The organism is Pseudomonas sp. GX19020, assembly GCF_023371075.1.
GTDB lineage: Bacteria > Pseudomonadota > Alphaproteobacteria > Rhodobacterales > Rhodobacteraceae > Pseudogemmobacter.
Genome location: NZ_JAMCCR010000004.1, coordinates 1 through 16,544, shown reverse-complemented (window position 1 = coordinate 16,544; position 16,544 = coordinate 1). Strand labels below are relative to the sequence as shown.

17 protein-coding genes and 1 tRNA gene are annotated in these 16,544 nt (G+C 55.5%); 11 read left to right on the top strand and 7 right to left on the bottom strand.

Annotated features, from left to right (window positions below):
- Positions 1 to 83: 83 nt before the first annotated feature.
- From M3484_RS09020 to M3484_RS08985, 8 genes are all read left to right on the top strand, one after another.
- On the top strand, positions 84 to 917 hold the full coding sequence (locus tag M3484_RS09020; RefSeq protein WP_249496619.1) for an SDR family oxidoreductase: 834 nt from the start codon (positions 84 to 86) through the stop codon (positions 915 to 917).
- Positions 918 to 1,032: 115 nt separating this feature from the next.
- Positions 1,033 to 1,443, top strand: a complete 411-nt coding sequence (locus M3484_RS09015; RefSeq protein ID WP_249496618.1) for a ketosteroid isomerase-related protein — start codon at positions 1,033 to 1,035, stop codon at positions 1,441 to 1,443.
- A complete protein-coding gene (locus M3484_RS09010) occupies positions 1,440 to 2,027 on the top strand; it encodes a GNAT family N-acetyltransferase (protein WP_249496617.1) in 588 nt (195 codons plus the stop codon). The genes M3484_RS09015 and M3484_RS09010 overlap by 4 nt, the downstream gene beginning before the upstream one ends.
- Positions 2,028 to 2,198: 171 nt before the next feature.
- Complete coding sequence (gene infA / locus M3484_RS09005) at positions 2,199 to 2,417, top strand: translation initiation factor IF-1 (protein ID WP_045389309.1); 219 nt, start codon at positions 2,199 to 2,201, stop codon at positions 2,415 to 2,417.
- A gap of 9 nt (positions 2,418 to 2,426) precedes the next feature.
- Positions 2,427 to 3,002, top strand: coding sequence for a Maf family protein (locus M3484_RS09000; RefSeq protein ID WP_283258380.1), 576 nt, complete (start codon positions 2,427 to 2,429; stop codon positions 3,000 to 3,002).
- Positions 2,999 to 4,039 (top strand): ribonuclease E/G, encoded by a 1,041-nt coding sequence (locus M3484_RS08995; RefSeq protein ID WP_249496616.1) that lies wholly within the window; start codon positions 2,999 to 3,001, stop codon positions 4,037 to 4,039. Before M3484_RS09000 ends, M3484_RS08995 begins: the two co-directional genes overlap by 4 nt.
- Entirely contained in the window at positions 4,036 to 4,221 is a 186-nt protein-coding gene (locus tag M3484_RS08990) for a DNA gyrase inhibitor YacG (protein ID WP_092896692.1), read from the top strand. Before M3484_RS08995 ends, M3484_RS08990 begins: the two co-directional genes overlap by 4 nt.
- Positions 4,222 to 4,932: 711 nt before the next feature.
- Positions 4,933 to 5,008: transfer RNA gene (locus M3484_RS08985), tRNA-Phe, on the top strand.
- Positions 5,009 to 5,555: 547 nt separating this feature from the next.
- On the opposite strand, the gene M3484_RS08980 is transcribed toward M3484_RS08985, so the two are convergent.
- Positions 5,556 to 8,909 (bottom strand): DEAD/DEAH box helicase, encoded by a 3,354-nt coding sequence (locus M3484_RS08980; protein WP_249496615.1) that lies wholly within the window; start codon positions 8,907 to 8,909, stop codon positions 5,556 to 5,558.
- Positions 8,902 to 9,765 (bottom strand): hypothetical protein, encoded by an 864-nt coding sequence (locus M3484_RS08975; protein ID WP_249496614.1) that lies wholly within the window; start codon positions 9,763 to 9,765, stop codon positions 8,902 to 8,904. Before M3484_RS08975 ends, M3484_RS08980 begins: the two co-directional genes overlap by 8 nt.
- A gap of 577 nt (positions 9,766 to 10,342) precedes the next feature.
- On the opposite strand from M3484_RS08975, the gene M3484_RS08970 reads away from it, so the two are divergent.
- Positions 10,343 to 11,317: a restriction endonuclease gene (locus M3484_RS08970; protein WP_249496613.1), complete on the top strand. Its 975-nt coding sequence runs from the start codon at positions 10,343 to 10,345 to the stop codon at positions 11,315 to 11,317.
- A gap of 188 nt (positions 11,318 to 11,505) precedes the next feature.
- On the opposite strand, the gene M3484_RS08965 is transcribed toward M3484_RS08970, so the two are convergent.
- The 5 genes from M3484_RS08965 to M3484_RS23975 all read right to left on the bottom strand — a co-directional run bounded on the left by M3484_RS08965 (position 11,506) and on the right by M3484_RS23975 (position 14,582).
- Entirely contained in the window at positions 11,506 to 12,345 is an 840-nt protein-coding gene (locus tag M3484_RS08965; RefSeq protein ID WP_249496612.1) for a PDDEXK family nuclease, read from the bottom strand.
- A gap of 11 nt (positions 12,346 to 12,356) precedes the next feature.
- Entirely contained in the window at positions 12,357 to 13,166 is an 810-nt protein-coding gene (locus M3484_RS08960) for a hypothetical protein (protein WP_249496611.1), read from the bottom strand.
- A 3-nt stretch (positions 13,167 to 13,169) separates the two neighbouring features.
- Positions 13,170 to 13,517 (bottom strand): ParB/RepB/Spo0J family partition protein, encoded by a 348-nt coding sequence (locus M3484_RS08955; protein ID WP_249496610.1) that lies wholly within the window; start codon positions 13,515 to 13,517, stop codon positions 13,170 to 13,172.
- Positions 13,518 to 14,107: 590 nt separating this feature from the next.
- A complete protein-coding gene (locus M3484_RS08950) occupies positions 14,108 to 14,308 on the bottom strand; it encodes a hypothetical protein (RefSeq protein WP_249496609.1) in 201 nt (66 codons plus the stop codon).
- A 64-nt stretch (positions 14,309 to 14,372) separates the two neighbouring features.
- Positions 14,373 to 14,582 (bottom strand): helix-turn-helix domain-containing protein, encoded by a 210-nt coding sequence (locus M3484_RS23975; protein ID WP_502942445.1) that lies wholly within the window; start codon positions 14,580 to 14,582, stop codon positions 14,373 to 14,375.
- A gap of 100 nt (positions 14,583 to 14,682) precedes the next feature.
- Here M3484_RS23975 and M3484_RS23780 point away from each other — a divergent pair, with 100 nt between their 5' ends.
- Positions 14,683 to 15,288: a GIY-YIG nuclease family protein gene (locus M3484_RS23780; protein ID WP_349306269.1), complete on the top strand. Its 606-nt coding sequence runs from the start codon at positions 14,683 to 14,685 to the stop codon at positions 15,286 to 15,288.
- A 908-nt stretch (positions 15,289 to 16,196) separates the two neighbouring features.
- Positions 16,197 to 16,511 carry a hypothetical protein gene (locus M3484_RS08940; protein ID WP_249496607.1) on the top strand — a complete coding sequence of 105 codons (315 nt, stop codon included), beginning with the start codon at positions 16,197 to 16,199 and terminating at the stop codon, positions 16,509 to 16,511.
- Positions 16,512 to 16,544: the final 33 nt, after the last annotated feature.

The window sequence follows — 16,544 nt, the reverse complement described above, 5'->3', positions numbered from 1 at the left end:
CCATACTTACAAAATGGTGCGTACTTATTTTTTGTAAGTATGGTGCTATTATTGTCCTGTCAAATCCGGAACAGGAGAAACCAATGACCATCGCCATCACCGGAGCCACCGGCCAGCTGGGCCGCCTCGCCATTGCCGCCGCCCGCGCCCGTGGCGCCAGCCCCATCGCCCTTGTGCGCAGCCCGGAAAAGGCTGCTGATCTGGGCGTCGAGACCCGCGCTTTCGACTATGACAAGGCAGATCACGCCGCGCTGAACGGTGTCGATACGCTGGTGCTGATCTCGGCCAATGAGGTGGGCAAGCGTTTTGCCCAGCATAAGGCGGTGATCGATGCCGCCAAAGCCGCCGGCGTGAAGCGGATCATCTATACTTCGCTCCTGAAGGGCGACGCCTCGCCGATGAAACTTGCCGCTGAACATGTCGAAACCGAAGCGGCGCTGAAGGAATCGGGGATCGCATACACGATCCTCAGGAATGGCTGGTATACCGAGAACCTGACCGGCGCGCTGGCGCCCGCGATCGAACATGGCGCGATTATCGGCTCAGCCGGGGACGGGCGTTATTCGGCGGCCGCGCGTGCGGATTATGCCGAGGCGATTGCGGTCACCGCGATTGAGGCGGGCCATGAGAACAAGGTCTATGAGCTTGCCGGCGATACCGGCTTTACCGGTGCCGAACTGGCGGCCGAAGTGGCCAGACAGGCCGCGAAGCCGGTCGCCTATGTGAACCTGCCCGAGGCTGACTATGCCAAAGCCCTTGAAGGGTTCGGTCTGCCGGCGGGATTCGCCGCAATCCTCGCCGACAGCGATGCACAGACCGCGAAGGGGGCGCTGTTCGATGACAGCAAAACGCTTTCGCGCCTGATCGGGCACCCGACCACGCCGCTGACTGCTACCGTGGCCGCTGCTCTGGCCTGATCGCTTTCCGGGCGGCCTGTCCCCAGGGGCCGCCCGGAGACGATGAAAGGGCGTTTTCAGGCTTTCCCCTGCGCGGCAACCGGCTATCCTCGCGCCCAAAATGAAAGGGAGAGCCATGTCCGCGTCCGCCACCCGTAAGCTGATCGAATCCTATTACACCGCCTTCAACGCGCTGAACCCCGAAGGGATGACGGCGCTTGTCAGCGAGGATATCGAGCACCGCGTCAATGAAGGCGGCATCCGCCGGGGGCGCGAAAAATTCGCGGAATTTGGCTCACATATGGGTGTCTCCTACCGTGAAGAGCTCAGGGATATTGTGATCTTCGTGACCGAAGACGGCAGCCGCGCGGCGGCTGAATTCGTCGTTCATGGCGAATATCTGAAGACCGATCCGGGCCTGCCCGAGGCAAAGGGCCAGAAATACATCCTGCCGGCAGGGTCGTTTTTTGACGTGAAGGACGGACGGATCTCCCGTGTCACCACCTTCTACAACCTCAATGACTGGATCGAACAGGTCTCGAAATGAGCCTGACCGTCCGCGCGCTGAAGGGGGCCGAGCTTGAGGCCGCGCTGGACGATATGGCGCGGCTTCGCATCACGGTATTCCGCGCCTGGCCCTATCTCTATGACGGTACGCTCGATTACGAGCGCACCTACCTTCAGGCCTATCGCGACAGTCCGGGCGCGCTGCTGGTGGCGGCAATTGATGACGGCAGGATCGTCGGCGCCTCGACCTCGGCACCGATGGAGGATCATGCGGCTGAATTCGCCGAACCAATGCGCCAGACCGGTCTTGCGCTGGAAAAGATCCTCTACGGCGCGGAATCGGTTCTTTTGCCGGAATATCGGGGCAGGGGCGTCGGACATCGTTTCTTTGACCTGCGCGAAGAACATGCCCGCAGCCTTGGTCGCAGCCATGTCGCATTCTGCTCGGTGATGCGACCCGGGGATCACCCGCTGCGCCCTGACACATATCGCAGCAATGACGCCTTCTGGACGAAACGCGGCTATGCGCCGCTGCCGGGCGCCATCGCGCATTTCAGCTGGCGCGATCTCGGAGAAGTCAGCGATACTGAAAAACCACTGCAGTTCTGGATCCGCCAGCTCTGAGCCGCCAGTTCTGAACTGTCAGCGCGAAGGGCAGGCCGGAGAAGCCGGCTCTTCGCGCGATCAGCCAGGCGCGCAAACCAGATAGCCCTTGTAAACCCCCGGCACAAAGCGCATATGCCCAGGTCAGAAGGCCTGCGTTTCCCGCGGGTCCTTATCCTATTCGGAGTGAACATGGCCAAGGAAGACATTCTCGAATTCCCGGGTGTCGTGAAGGAACTCCTGCCCAATGCGACATTCAAGGTCGAACTCGATAATGGCCATGAACTGATCGCAACGATGGCAGGCAAGATGCGCAAGAATCGCATCCGTGTTCTGGCAGGCGACAAGGTCCAGGTGGAAATGACCCCCTACGACCTCTCGAAGGGCCGCATCAACTACCGCTTCAAGTAAGCTGTTATCTTGCGACTGATCCTCGGATCCGCCTCGCCGCGCCGAAAAGAACTGTTGGCGCAAATGGGGATCACACCCGATCTCATCCTGCCTCCCGATATCGACGAGGATCCCCGCAAAGGAGAGCTGCCGCGCCCCTATGCGGCGCGTCTCGCGCGGGAAAAGGCGCTTGCGGTAGAAGCCGGGCCTGATGATATCGTGCTTTGTGCCGATACGACGGTGGCGCTTGGGCGCCGCATTCTCGGCAAGCCCGCAGACGCGGTCGAAGCGGCCTCGTTCCTCGCGCTGCTTGGCGGGCGCCGCCATGAGGTGATCACTGCCATCGCTTTGCGCAAAGGCGCGCGGATCTGGGCGCGTGAAAGCGTCTCGGCCGTTAAGATGAAGCGGCTCTCGGATGATGAAATGAATGCCTATCTCGCCAGCGGCGACTGGCAGGGCAAGGCCGGAGGCTATGGAATCCAGGGCCTGGCCGGTGCGTTCATCCCATGGAGTTCAGGATCTTACAGCGGAATTATGGGCCTTCCGGTCGCCGAAACCGCACAGCTATTGACGGCGGCCGGCTATCCGGTCTGGAGGCAGGGATGAAGGGACGGGTTGTTCTTCTCGATCAGATAGATGGGCGCGAGGCGGCGGCTTTGCTGGTCGACGGGATCCTGGAAGAGATCGCGATCGATCCGGTCAGCATCGATCTGGCACCGGGCGCGATCTGCCGTGCAATTGCCGACCGGCCGGTCAAGGGGCAGGGCGGCGTTTTTGTCAAACTCCCGGATGGTGCGCGCGGGTTTCTGCGCCAGGTCTCGGGCATCGCGCCGGGCCAGCGGCTGATCGTCCAGGTGTCCGGCCCTGCCGAACCCGGCAAAGCGCTGCCGGTTTCGATCCGTGTTCTGTTCAAATCCCGTTATGCAATTCTGACGCCAGGCGCGCCGGGGCTGAATGTCTCGCGCCGGATCCGCGATGAGGAGCTGCGCGCAGAGCTGGACGCCCTTGCGGGCCGTGCGATGGCCGGGGCGGCGCCTGATCTGGGGCTGATCCTCCGTTCGGTCTGTGATGTCGCGGAACCCGAAGAAATCGCCGAGGATATTGCCAGTCTGCGCGGGTTGACCGAGGCCGTGCTGGCCGATCTCAATGGCGCGCCGGAACTCCTGGTCGATGCGCCCGGGGCGCATGAGCTTGCCTGGCGGGACTGGGGTGACCCCGCACCTGATGAGGTGATCGAAGAGCCGGGAAGTTTTGCCGGTTTTGGCGTGGCTGATCAGCTGGATGCGCTGACCGGGGCGCGGGTTGGTCTGCCAGGCGGGGGGCATATCTGGATCGAGCCCACCCGTGCATTGGTGGCCGTCGATGTGAATACCGGCCCCGATACCTCGCCGGCTGCCGCGCTGAAGATCAATATCGCCGCCGCGCGGGAACTGCCGCGGCAGCTGCGGCTGCGCGGTCTTGGCGGCCAGGTGGTGATCGATTTCGCGCCGATGCCCAAACGCGACCGCAATATCCTCGACCAGGTGATCCGCGCGTCCTTCAAGGGGGGCGGCGAGACCAGCCTGGCTGGTTGGAGTGGGCTTGGCCTGTTCGAGCTGACCCGGCGCCGGGAGGGACTCGCACTGAGTACGCTCTGGCCATGACCTGTCCGATCTGCGGCAAAAAGACCGAAGCCGCCTCGCGCCCCTTCTGTTCAAAGCGCTGTGCCGATATCGATCTCGCGCGCTGGTTGGGTGATGGCTACCGGATCGGCGGTGCCGAAGATGATCCCGCAGCTGACCTGCCAGAGGCAGAGCCGCCAGTGCCGCCGGATCGGGCACACTGACCGCAGAGCCTGGCGGCCCTTTGATGTGGGCCGCCGGTCGGGCTTAGATATTATGCCGCGTAATCTGTGATTCCTGCGCAGTCAGCGAGACTGCACAGCTGCGCGCGCCATCGGCTTGCTGCCCGGTCCTCTGTGTCGCCTGTTGGCCATGCAACGGGACGCAGGGGGCAAGAGCAGTAGAGCCGGTTCACCGGCGAAAAGGCGAATCGCCCGATTGCTTTCCTTTCCGGCGGATGATGTCGCAACCGCCAATAAGTCAGCCGCGACTCCTGGCCGGCTCTGAGGCGTCCCGGATGGACCAGAGCCGCCCGACACCCCCGAGCCCCCATCCCCTGCGCACGAGGCCCAAAGTGCCCTGTCATGCGCGTCCCTGGGGCGAATGTCTGTCCCTCCTATACTCGGGCCGTTTTCTGTTTCGCTTCCTCGCGGAAGCCGGCCTCACGACCCGGGAGAGATTCGCATTCCTGATCCCCCTGTCTGCGGGGATCGGCCCGGACCGGATCGCAGTTGCTGTATCCGCCCCGGTTTTCGGGTCAGCAGAACATTCTGCGGGCTGCCGCTTGCGACATCAGAGGTGTTCCTGTGAGAGCTGGCAGCAAAACAGCCAGTCAAAACATTGTTTCAGGACAATGATTTCGCCTTCTTGGAAACTTATTCGTTTTCCCTCTGGACAGCGCCTGACACACTCGGTATCACCCCGCCACCAAGGTTGCCCGGATAGCTCAGTTGGTAGAGCAGCGGATTGAAAATCCGCGTGTCGGCGGTTCAAATCCGTCTCCGGGCACCATCTTATCCCTTGATAAATAATGGTATTTATCCGCTTTATCGCGGCGCGAAGCTACAGGGAGATGGCTGTGGGTATCGCTTGGGTATCATTCGATGCGGCCCCTGCGCTCACAGGCGATCCCGCAGTGGGCGACCGCACGGTACACCCAATCACGGTTTGGGCACCCCCAAGGTGCGTCGCAATCGGCCCAGAGCCGCCGGTCGACCTCGACAAATGCTGCTCTGCCGCATGCTCCGAAGCTGCCATTCGTCTTGCGCCGCCGCAATCACCTGGCCATGACGGTAGCGATTGCGGACCAAGCTGCCGTTTGCGGGTGCGGCAGCGGAAGGCGCGCCATCCTCGCCAAGTTGACCTGTCGGGCGGAGAGCCGCCTGACCGCAGCGCGGCATGGCAGTCGCAGCAAGCCTGGGAAAGCGGCCATCCATGCGCGGTGCAGCAATCGCGCTACCCCGCACGGCGAGAGAGGGCGGGAAAGCTAACCTTGGTCGTAAAAATCTCTGAAGGATCCTTCTATCGGAAAGTTCTATTTGGGTTCTTTTCGGGCGTCTTACTCAGAGTCGCTATCCTTCTTGAGAAGCTCTTCCAAGGCCGCAAGATCATCTTCGTTAATATCTGTGAAGAGCGATACGGCCATAGCGCTTGATACCTTTGCTCTTACAGCATCCCAATCGTCAGAAGGATCATGCTCGATGTAATTCGAGATACCTTGGTATTGCTTTTGAACTTCAATGCGCGCCGACGTAGATAGCTCACGGCTGAGTGCAAAGTGGTAGGGGGTTGGAAAGCCGAATCGAGCAAGTTGTGGTAAAAAACTCGGCATCGGCGCAAGGTCCTTGGCATTGGCAAGCTCGATTTCTGCTACCAACTGCGCGAACGTACTCATGACGAAGCTAATCTCTGACGCGAAGCGGTTCGAAAAACGCCTCGCAAACTTCGCCATCCCATCGGACTTAGTAGGCACCTTGACCGGGGCTTCGTTTTTCACAATGAAGCCCAATATGGTTGCATCTAGTTCCAATAGAGTCTTCTTGCCAAACCAGTCTGGAAGGAGCTCGCGGATGCCAGCGAGTGCCACGGTTCGCTTTGCCACCTGATCCTTCTGGTTCTTGTATGCTCTCGCAAATATCTTCTCCAGGCTCTCCGGCCTGAAAAACGCGTCAAAGTCCTCCTCCTTGGGGTCGAACTGATCCAATACCCATGTCACCCAATCTATGGCCTGAACTGATGGCCATGGCGCTGATGCGAGTTCAGCTTCAAGTTTGTGGATAAACTGCATACTTGCCCCCGTTTTCGCAGCAAGCGCCTGTTGCCATGTAGCAGGAGTTTCGGGCTCAGCGTCGGACAGTACTTGTTCAAGTTTCTGTTTGCGAAGACTTAGCCACGCATCCGCGTTGGCGACACTGGCAGATCGCTTTTGGAAGTATCCAAACGACTTCGAAGTAAGATGCTGAAAAGGTGTTGTCCCATCCTCGTTAGGTTTCAATGATACGGTTAGTTTTCGCGCGAGGTATTCGGCGACCGGGCTCCTTATTGCCTCAACCTCTACTTCGTCAAGCAACGTGCAAAGCGGATCAATAAGGGGAACACATCTGTCTTTGGATGAGAGAACCATACTGGTGACTACGGTCTCTCTAGGCACGAAAGTGTCTAAATCGCAAGGGACCGGTTTGCCGGGGACAACTAGAGCTAAACCCGTAGAAGCATGACCAGCGCGGCCCGCACGCCCCAATGCATTGAGTATTTCATGCTCTTGCATGTCTTTTCTTTTATCAGTCTCCGGGTCTAGCCGGTCGGTCCCTGCAAGAATTACGGCATCACATGGAAGGTTTAGCCCCTGCGCAAGTGTGGATGTTGCAACCAGCACGTTAAGGCCGCTTTCCTTAGACCGAAACAAGCCCTCAACAAGCCGACGCTCGTAGGGAAGAAGCTCACCGTGATGGACTGCCACGACCTTGCTACCTGCGTCATATATAGATTCTATTCTGCCGATCTCCTCTATCGCAGTTTCCCTCAATACTGACTGTTCACCCGTCAGCGGTGGTTCGATAGGATTGAAATGCGAGCTGATCTTGTTGGCCGTTGATGTTGTGAAGTTAATACTTTCACAGAATACCAGAACCTTCATGCCATGCTGCGCAAGCTTGATTGCTAGCTCTGCGGCCACCTCGTTGCGGTTAGAAGTAAGCCAGCAGGATCCCCTCTTGTTGGGGCCGCCAATGCCTAGCGGCATAGGGTAGTCAGAAAGAGGCTTTAGGGCGCTGGAACTGTTAGGCTGTGGTAACCAATTCGAGTCTAGTGCAAACAAGCCGTAAGGAGTGGCCGACACGTCTGGGGTGATTCCAGTATTTAACTGCGTATTGAAATTGTCCAGGTCGGTGTGTGAATACACTACACATCCCCGGAGTTGACGTGTTGGCTTCCACTCATAGTCAAAGGCCACGAAAGGACGGCCAGTTCGATTTCTGAGCCAATCCTTCAGCTCTGATCCATTAGAGATCATCGCAGAAAGTAGCAAATAATCGGCACTTTCATTGATCTGACCAAATTGCAGAAAGCAAAGCATAGCGTCGATGCTTCTTCGATCTACTCGAACGCCGGTTGGAGAATTGGGATCGATAGCAGCGCTCATCAGGTGGAATTCATCGAATACCAATAGGCCAACGTTTTTAAAAAGTTGAGGAGCAAAAGTTAAAAGAGCAAGACACTTCTCAGGCGTCATCACTGCGATATCGGGAAGTTTATCAACCGTCTCGTCCAAGGTGAGCTCGTCGAGGCTTTGGGCTACCGCTAGTTCTGAGAGGCGCTCATTGAGATCAAACTCTACCTGCGAAACAAGCGCGTGGGTCGGTGCCAAATAGAGTACGGTTCTTCCCGACGCTAACGTCGCTGCAATCTTCAAACCTGATAGGGTGGATTTTCCAGTTCCCGTTGGCGTGGTCATGATCATGGAGGAACCCGCATCTAAGAAACCAGTTGCAATTGCAGCTTTGTGGTTCTCCCAGATTAGAGGCCACTTCTTGGCCTCGCGAATTATCCAATCACGCCAAGCTCCATGATCTGTGCCATTCGGATTTGGAATGCTCACCAATAGATTGTCAGCCACGGCTCCTAGCGCAATTCGCAAAATGGACGCGAGATGGTGCGGTCCGGGAAAAGTCGTTATAGCAACAATTGGGGTTTCGGCCACATCCTCCAAACTCTCGGATAAAGGCCCAGCTAGAGAGATGACTCGTTGAAGAGTTGAGTATGCGCCCTCAAGGTCGACGGGGCCCAAATGGCCGACAGAGCATTTAGAGAATATAACAAGTGATTTAAGGATTTCCCTGTAAAGCAGATCTGTGGCAAGTGCCTCACTTGAATCCGAAGACGCATCTACCTCTTCGACTTCGGTGTTGGAAATGTCCTCGTATTGCCCCCGCGCAAGACGGCCGAGCGTCAAGATCAGCAGTCGTCTAATTGCATTTTCTTCACCAGTCGCTCGTATAACGCGGCCGACCTCAGTCGCATCGGAGAACCTCTCAGAAGCCAAAAAGAGCAAAGCCGACGCAATATCCGGTCCAACACAATCCTCGTTAAGAAGACTTTGACTCTCTCCAGTCAGAATTAGCCGATCTATACGATCAACGATTTGTCGAGCCGATCCAGCAACGAATGCGATTGATCGCAGCCGCTCCGGATTTACACCCAAAGCAACTTGAGCCTCAAAAACATCTGCCAATCGACTCATCTTCGACCTGACGGCAATCAGTTCGTCCGGTAGGGTATCCAAGTTTTCTGCTAGAAGTCGCGCGGTCGCTATTTCCACGCTGGCAGATGTGAGTAGCTCGACGAGCTCTGACGCATTCAAGTGTCTTAGGTTAGGCGATCTTGCGATTAGTTCTTCTGTAACCGGATCAAACATTTTCGGCGATCCTTTTTATTTCTCTTCTCACCTTCCTCGCCAAAATTCTCAAGAATGATCGAGTGTCGCCGGATGGTAGGACTTCTGCTAGTCGTACCGTGTCTGCGCCGATAGCGTGTTTTTCAAAGTCGTTAAATATATGCTGGTAGCCGCCTGCGGCCGCGTTTGCTGGCATGACGGTCACTGCCACTCTAAATGCTCTTGTCCGCTCGTATATCAGTGCATCTAGTAGCTCCTCCTGCTTGTCGCCTTTCAGGCCAGATTGTTCTCTCAGAATAGCAGTGATAGCATCCAAGAGTTCCAAGTCTTTGTCCCCTTTGACGATACCGTCGATTTCGGTCCAGACGCTCCCCTGAACAAGGCTCTTAGGATTGATTGATGCTTTGTCTTCGCAAAGCACCACACTCGAAATTGCACCATATGCGTCTTCGATACTCACGATCAGGCCGTCAAAACCCTTGTCTGCCCTGCGAACGTGAGGCGGGGTAGCGAGCGCGGTTGGCATGTCGATAGATGCCGCAATCCATGAAAGATGCTGGAAGAGTAACCCGTCGCGTTGCTCGATCCGCTTGTTTTTCTTGTTTATAGCCGTTTTCTTCTTTTCCGGATCGGCGCTTGAAAGGTCTGATGCAATGTCTGCGAGCCTTATGGAAAGAAGAGAAATCGCATTCTCGAACACTTTTCCCGGAAACCCGGCTTTGCTTGGTTCTAATTGATTGATTATCTGAACTGCATGTTTTGGCTTACGTAGGTAGAGCCATGCCAAAGTACGGACTAGGCTGCCTTCGTCAATGAGCATCCATTGTGAGAATCTGCAGGTTGGTGAAAGGTCGGCTTTTTGAAAGGCAAATGGCATAGGTGCTCAGTGGCGCTCCGAAATTTTCTTCAAGCCTACTTCGCGTAAGAGGTGAATGTAAGCGGGACGTTGCACCTGGTCCCCTCATCCGCAATAATTCTGCAGAATCGACGAATGGCCGGTCTGGTGGAGCTCACTTGCTGCGTCGGGAACGTCGCGAAGGGCCGGTTTGGGCCGCGCTTACCGCTGCGCGAGCGAAGGACCTGTGCTGCTGCGGACTGATCGAATGTCGGCGATGGGCTCCGGAGCGACATGCTGCGGCACAGCAACCGCCAGGTTGGAGCCCTCAGCCTTGCGGCTGGCCACGACAGGCGAGGCCGGCCCTTTGCAGAAGCTCGATCCTTACCGGTGCTGCGTGGCGGCATTCCTAAAAACGGTCATTCGGACGCTTGGCGTTGCGTGCCGAAGCCAAACTATCATGATGATCAAAAAGTGGCTGCTTCTTCAAGCCGCACACGAAGCGGAAAGCAGCATCAACGGTTAACGGAGGCTCACGTCAGGCGCCGGGTGACCTTCCGCCAACCTTCTATCTTTCAAGCTTGTTGACACGTATTCTGAAATCAGCAAAGCAATGGGAATGTTAGATTTTAAAGAGCTCCCTTCAGACGGTGTGCGCTTCGAGCAGCTGATTAGAGAGATGCTCCTCCGGAGTGGGTTTGAGGTGCATTGGACAGGCGTTGGCCCCGACGGTGGGCGGGACCTCGTTGCGACCGAAACGGCTTCCGGGTTACTCGCACCATTCTCTCGAAAGTGGTTAGTTAGTTGCAAGCACAAGGCACATAGCGGCGGCTCTGTTGGCATTCCCGACGTCGCCGATATCGTCGACGCATGCGGTGCGGTGGATGCACAGGGTTATCTCCTAGCATGTTCCACGCAGCCATCGTCCGGCGTTGTGAAGCGCCTCGAAGAGCTCCAATTGAAGGGCAGAATCCTAACAAAATTCTGGGACAGCGTAGAGATAGAGAAGCGTCTCAATATCCCCGAGCTATTCCCCTTGGTGCATCAGTTTATGCCCGAGAGCGCGAAGGCGCAGCCATGGAAGATTTATGCGACCCAGTCACCCTCAGTCTGGGCGGCCAACTATAAAGATTACTTCCTCTATATGAGCTGCCGGATTGGACACTCGTTTCCGGCTCTTGCAGAGGTGGAGGCGATCGCAGCCAAGCTCGAATCTATCAGGTTGCCCGGGGGCGGCTGGTCTCAACACTACTTCCGCCTTCGTGCAGTATACTACGACGATAAGCACGAGCAGTTCAGCGTTTTCGCCGATTACCTCTATCCGGGGACTGACCAGAAGACCGTTCTGTCGCCTAAAGTGATTGACGCAGTCCTGAAAACCGGGCGCGGCCTTCACTCGGACGGTGTTGGTGAATGGTATCTTACACATTGGGACGTTCGGTTCGTACCCACTAATCCCCACAGCGACAGGTTCCAAGTCGACAGTGCCGAGTACTACGAAAGCTGGATGTCGAACTTCACCGTTGGGTTCGCAAGAGAAGGGTGGGTCGATGAGATCGACGATCCCGGCGACCCTGACATAATATCTCTTTGAGTTTGGATAGACTGCCCGCAAGCGTAGGATTGGGCCGACTTTTCAATGAGCTCGAGGTCTATCTAACGAAAGCGAACTTTAGCTGCGACACAGAAAATCGGAAGACCGGATGCGGTGCCTTCGTTGCTTGGGTTGCAGAAAAAGTTATCATGCACTCATCTCACTCAGGCTACGATCGAAGTTATTCATCACGCCCTCAATTTTGCAATTTCCAGCCATAGGTAACTATCTAGATCTATTGCATTCTTGACATGATCCATCTTCCCACAGCAAGAAATAATCTCTGAGGCACACAGAGAGTCGATTAATGTGTAGCCATTTTGCTCTGCGCTAATCCTGGCGCCACTCTGGTAACCGGAGTGCGCTACAAAGAAGCCAACAATCGGCGCATTGCTGCTTCGAAACCATGCCGGCAGAATGTCTATTAGCTCCGCCTTATTGTTTCTAATGGAGCTCATCACGTCGTTAAAAGATTGAATCTTATCCCTAGTTACAGCGCTTCTGTACAGTTTTGACTGCCCGACTACTCTGGTGCCCTTACTTTTTGACATGAAAATATCCGACTTTGAGAAGGCTGGAACGATGGCAAGGAAGTCAATCCCAAACTCATTACCTGCTGGTGTAACAAATACCTTTGAAGCTCCCAGTTTCTTCATTGGAAGCCCGCCCAAGTACTCATAATCCCTACAGTCATTTAGGCTTTCAATCCAACTCACCGCTGCAGATCTATCTCTGATCTTTTTTCCAATTCTCTTGTCGCCCTTAGATGATGTGTTCCATCTTAATTTATGAAATCTTTCATCGGTGTAGCTGAAGCTTAAAATTCCGCCACTTGCATGATGGTCATAGTCGGCCATCTTCAGATCGGAATACAGTGATTTTCTGCATTTTGACACCTTCTCCTCGTGATCAATTGTAAAGTGACCGAGTGATTTTTCTATGGCCATCAAGCATAAGGCATCAATTGAGAACTCTCCTTCAACAGGCGGCAGGGAAAATACAGATCTAATGATTTCTGGTCTCTTCATCGCGTGAGTGCCTAGAAAAAGATCGACAGTTTTTCTTTGGTATCATTGATTTCTTTTAGCAAATTTCGCAATCTCTCTTTATTCTCATCATTGCCTATAACCGAGAAAGGAGTATTTTCCAGCTGCTTTCTAGCCTCGGTCAGCGCAGAGAAAAATTTATCTACCGCATTCCTATCGCTTTCGCGATCTTCCTCCAATTCCTCTAGAACCGCTCGATTGTATGCCTTCTCAACATCAACGCCACTCCTGAACTCCATCCAGTTCTTAGGGGACTTGTGAATCATGTAGGCGATGTTGCGAAGGTCGTCACGCTTCGATATCCGACGTCTGCTCCAAGCCTCTTCCATGTCGGACTTTGTTGGCTCTCTCTCGGTGCCAGATTCGTTTTCAGTTTTATTCGGATAAAGCCACGAAACAAACTCATTTAAGTTTGCCGCGTCCAGGAACATTTTCTTTGAATCATCCCACTTCATCCACTCTTTGATCGCAATACTGCTTCGCCCAAATATCTCCTGAAAGAATGGGTAAATTCTTTCATCTATATACTTTCCGAACTCAGTCTCATCTTTAGCTTGAAGAAAGGAGTAGTACCCACGAATCCACTGAGCTGCGCCAAATGCAGAAAGGCCGAAACTCTTTCCAACCTCGGTGAAGCTCAACCCTTGTGCATCCATCTGCTCCACTATTAATTTTGCTTTATTAAAAGCGGAACACTCCGAAATTCCGGAAATATGCCTTATCCCCTGGAATACCCACGCAGCATTCTGATCCGATTCGATGCCTTCATATAGGATGCAAGGTATCTCATTAAAGGTGCGCATGATTTAATCAGGGATCTTTGCCCCTGAATCGAGATACCCACTTATCTGTTTTGCAGAGCAAATACGCCGATTTCCCTCAAGGACGATAAAATGATCGTCGTCGATCCTGCGCACAACCACCCTGTCGATAGGCAAGTAACCATTGTGCTCCATTATTGATTTTAGTTTGTCTATTTCATGACTGGCTATCAGTCTTTCAGTGGCTTCCTCCTGTGGGCCACTTTTAATCGCATCATGGTCTGGAATAAATATCCAGTCACTCCCCACAAATCTAGGGTTGTTTGGATCTAGGAATAACTTAGACAACGGTATGGTGATGTCTGTCAGATCCGCGCCAAGAGGTTTCGCCATAATGTGTTTTCCATTTGCTAGGTGCGGCATATAACTTTCACATCACTCACAGTGCATCGAAACTCTGCCACGCTCAAGAGAGCATACTCAAAATGCTCGGCTGAACGCATCTGTTTTTGGCATTCGAGAGCTTCGCCGCCTCAGGCTTCGTTCATTTTTTGGTGCGGTGCTTTCAGGATCGGTTTTTGTCCTCTGGGCTAGGCGACGGAAACTTCCACGGTGTCGCTGCAGCTGTAATGTCTTACTGACTTCAGACCGCATTCCGTCCCAAGGCCCTTTACGATGTTGATCGGCTAGAGATCCGTCTGAACGGTTGCAGTGGCAAGGTTACTACGCTTTCCATGCGGCACTGCCGCAAGACCACTTTCCGCCCGACACCGCTCGGGGGCAGAGGGATCGCTGAGTCGCGCACGAATGTCGGCTTTCCCGGGTTCGCCGCAGCAGCCATGCCGCAGCGCCGTTGGGCTGCTCTCCGCCCATGCCCGCCAGTTCGAGTTCGGGGCATACTACTCCTGCAACTTTTCGCCCTTCGCCTATGCGCCGATTGACGATCAGGCGCACTTGCAAGGCGCTAGAGAAACTTCGGCACCCTATCCGGCCAACACTTTCCTCGCAATCTCGAGCGCCTTGGAGCCGTCGGCCCACTGCCAGATGGCTTTGGGCTTTCGGCCCTCAGCGAGATCTTTATACGCGTCGTTATCGGCGGCGGCGGTCCGAAGGCGCTGACGTGCCTTGCGCGGGTTCAGCTTCAGTTCATCGCAGATGGTCTTGAGGGTAATAATATCGGCCATGTCGATCTCCCAAGTTGTCGGTGAAGATCGATAAGACGCGGTCATGCTACAAGTCAGGTGAAACTTAGCCCGCCTTAAAGATTTCTGCGACATCTACCCCGAGAGCTTTGGCGATGCGCTCTACAACCAAGATGGATGGGTTGCGCTTCCCGGTCTCAACGCCGCTCAGGTAGGTTTGGTGAATGTCCGCACGATGGGCGACCTCCTCTTGCGAGAGGTCCCTCTCCCTTCTGATCCTCTGGATATTTTTTGATACTCGAGTCTTGACGGACATGCGCGGACTGGCGCACGTCGATCACGTCTCAGGCCATAGACTATGAGTTATAAAATAGCTACATTGGCAGAAGTCCCGAACTTGCTGACAGCGTGTTGGAATGCATCCCTCGAACGGAAGCTCTTCGCCTGGGGGCTTGACTCATAGTCTAAGTTTATCTGCCAAGGCATTTTTGGAGCCTGATTTTCTTTTGCGTCCATGCGACGTGCGCCAGCACATCAGCGTCAGATCGATCAACCACGGTGTTTATGGCTGGTGGTTCGACGGGCGGCTGCCTGCCGTACCGAGGGCTAGCTGCCGCAAGCGAGCGGGGAAAGACCTGCTATACATCGGCATTGCACCTCCCAGCAGTCAACCGGCTCGTTCCAGATCGCCGATGGCACGTCGTATTTGGCGAAATCATCTGCAAGGAACCGTTAGGACGTCTACACTTCGTCTATCGATTGCAGGTTTGTTGCGTACGGAATTGCATCTGGAATTCTTTCGGGACGGGCAGGATCGGGTACGCATGAGCCACCAGCATGAAATGCTGCTGAGCACTTGGCTGGATGAGCACGCGGCAATTTCCGTTATGCAACATGAGGATCCTTGGTCCGTAGAAAAGGCCCTGATCGAAGACGGCCCGCCGCTTCCACTCAACCTGAGCATGTCCATCCATCCTTTCAGAAAGGCACTAATCGAGCTTCGCCGTTCACTTGGGCGCTAGCCCACGCTACCCGTATAGTTAGCCACTTGCCGAGGAAACCGCCACAGACCGAGCAGGACTGGCGCAGGACGACGAAGTCGGGTGTTTCCTGGGGAACCCCTGCGGATGCTGTGCAAAGGGTGTAAAACTAGCCTCCTACGCCAATTTTGAGCCTTTCTGGAGTCTGTTTGCCTCCAGAGCGATACCCTCAAGGTATCCGTCCGACTGGTGTGAACTCGTAACTGTATGAATTTGCACATATTTTTGAATTATTGAGCGTGGGGCAGAAAGATAGATAGTCAGAAGGTCAGGCAAATGCCGCGTTCGAGTTGGTCCCAGCGTGGTTGACAGCACGTGCGCTGCCCCCAACTAATCCCGCAAATTGCAACGGCAGAACGTCTCGTGGCAGCACTGACCTGACGCTCCCTTTCATCACCCGGTGGACACGCGAAAGCGCCACCCCGCCATCCTAATCAATTTACTGCCCGCCTTGAAACAACCCTGAACGGCAACTGTCCCTGCGCCCTCATGGAGCGAAACCGTTCAACGTGCCCCTGCAGCTTAGCAGCATAACTTTCGACCAGATCGGAGACACTGTAGTCCCGAAAGCTATGTAGCGCCCCGTAGAGGCCCACAAACACATCTTTGTCTCGGCCGGGGGGCAGGAGGGGCGAGGTCTCAACAGTAATGGCGGCACGGTCTCGACCCATGGCGCGGCCTGGGGCAGCGGCGGCAAAGGTGGCCTGAGCGGCATCGGCGGAGTTCCATCCCAGGGGGGCTGGGCAGCGGCTGCGGTTGTTACCGACTGGATCGACGTCAGCGGCTATGCCTCGCCCCGGATCAGGGTCGTTGTCGGGGCCGGTGGCCTGCCCGGGGCGGGCGGCGCCGGCTGGAATTCCGGTGACCCGGGAACGCCGGGCCGGGTGGTCATGTCCTATAGCGCCGCGCGCGATGTGAAGGCCGATGTGCTGCCGCTGGAACCGACCGCCGTGGGCAGTTTCGTGACCACGGCCACCGGCGCCGGCAGCTTCCCTAACCTCGGGGCGGGGCTGTGGATCCTGCACCGCAACACCGCGACCAATGGCGTCGGCCTTGGCTATGTGACGCTCTCGCCGGGCAATGTGGTGCGGGCCTATCAGGATGGCTCCGCCACGCTGATCAGCAGCCAGACCCCGACCTATACAAGCGGCGAGGCCAACTGGACGGTGTTCTATTCCTTCTACGCAATGGGGAGCTGGGGATGATGCGGATCTGGTATGACCCGGCTGATGGCCGGA

Coding starts and splice junctions, on each gene's coding strand:
- M3484_RS23975 (WP_502942445.1), bottom strand. CDS start 14,582: ATGTCCGTCAAGACTCGAGTATCAAAAAATATCCAGAGGATCAGAAGG.
- M3484_RS09020 (WP_249496619.1), top strand. CDS start 84: ATGACCATCGCCATCACCGGAGCCACCGGCCAGCTGGGCCGCCTCGCC.
- M3484_RS08955 (WP_249496610.1), bottom strand. CDS start 13,517: ATGGCGAAACCTCTTGGCGCGGATCTGACAGACATCACCATACCGTTG.
- M3484_RS08975 (WP_249496614.1), bottom strand. CDS start 9,765: ATGCCATTTGCCTTTCAAAAAGCCGACCTTTCACCAACCTGCAGATTC.
- M3484_RS08960 (WP_249496611.1), bottom strand. CDS start 13,166: ATGCGCACCTTTAATGAGATACCTTGCATCCTATATGAAGGCATCGAA.
- M3484_RS09015 (WP_249496618.1), top strand. CDS start 1,033: ATGTCCGCGTCCGCCACCCGTAAGCTGATCGAATCCTATTACACCGCC.
- infA (WP_045389309.1), top strand. CDS start 2,199: ATGGCCAAGGAAGACATTCTCGAATTCCCGGGTGTCGTGAAGGAACTC.
- M3484_RS08995 (WP_249496616.1), top strand. CDS start 2,999: ATGAAGGGACGGGTTGTTCTTCTCGATCAGATAGATGGGCGCGAGGCG.
- M3484_RS08990 (WP_092896692.1), top strand. CDS start 4,036: ATGACCTGTCCGATCTGCGGCAAAAAGACCGAAGCCGCCTCGCGCCCC.
- M3484_RS09010 (WP_249496617.1), top strand. CDS start 1,440: ATGAGCCTGACCGTCCGCGCGCTGAAGGGGGCCGAGCTTGAGGCCGCG.
- M3484_RS08970 (WP_249496613.1), top strand. CDS start 10,343: ATGTTAGATTTTAAAGAGCTCCCTTCAGACGGTGTGCGCTTCGAGCAG.
- M3484_RS08980 (WP_249496615.1), bottom strand. CDS start 8,909: ATGTTTGATCCGGTTACAGAAGAACTAATCGCAAGATCGCCTAACCTA.
- M3484_RS08965 (WP_249496612.1), bottom strand. CDS start 12,345: ATGAAGAGACCAGAAATCATTAGATCTGTATTTTCCCTGCCGCCTGTT.
- M3484_RS08940 (WP_249496607.1), top strand. CDS start 16,197: ATGTCCTATAGCGCCGCGCGCGATGTGAAGGCCGATGTGCTGCCGCTG.
- M3484_RS08950 (WP_249496609.1), bottom strand. CDS start 14,308: ATGGCCGATATTATTACCCTCAAGACCATCTGCGATGAACTGAAGCTG.
- M3484_RS23780 (WP_349306269.1), top strand. CDS start 14,683: ATGCATCCCTCGAACGGAAGCTCTTCGCCTGGGGGCTTGACTCATAGT.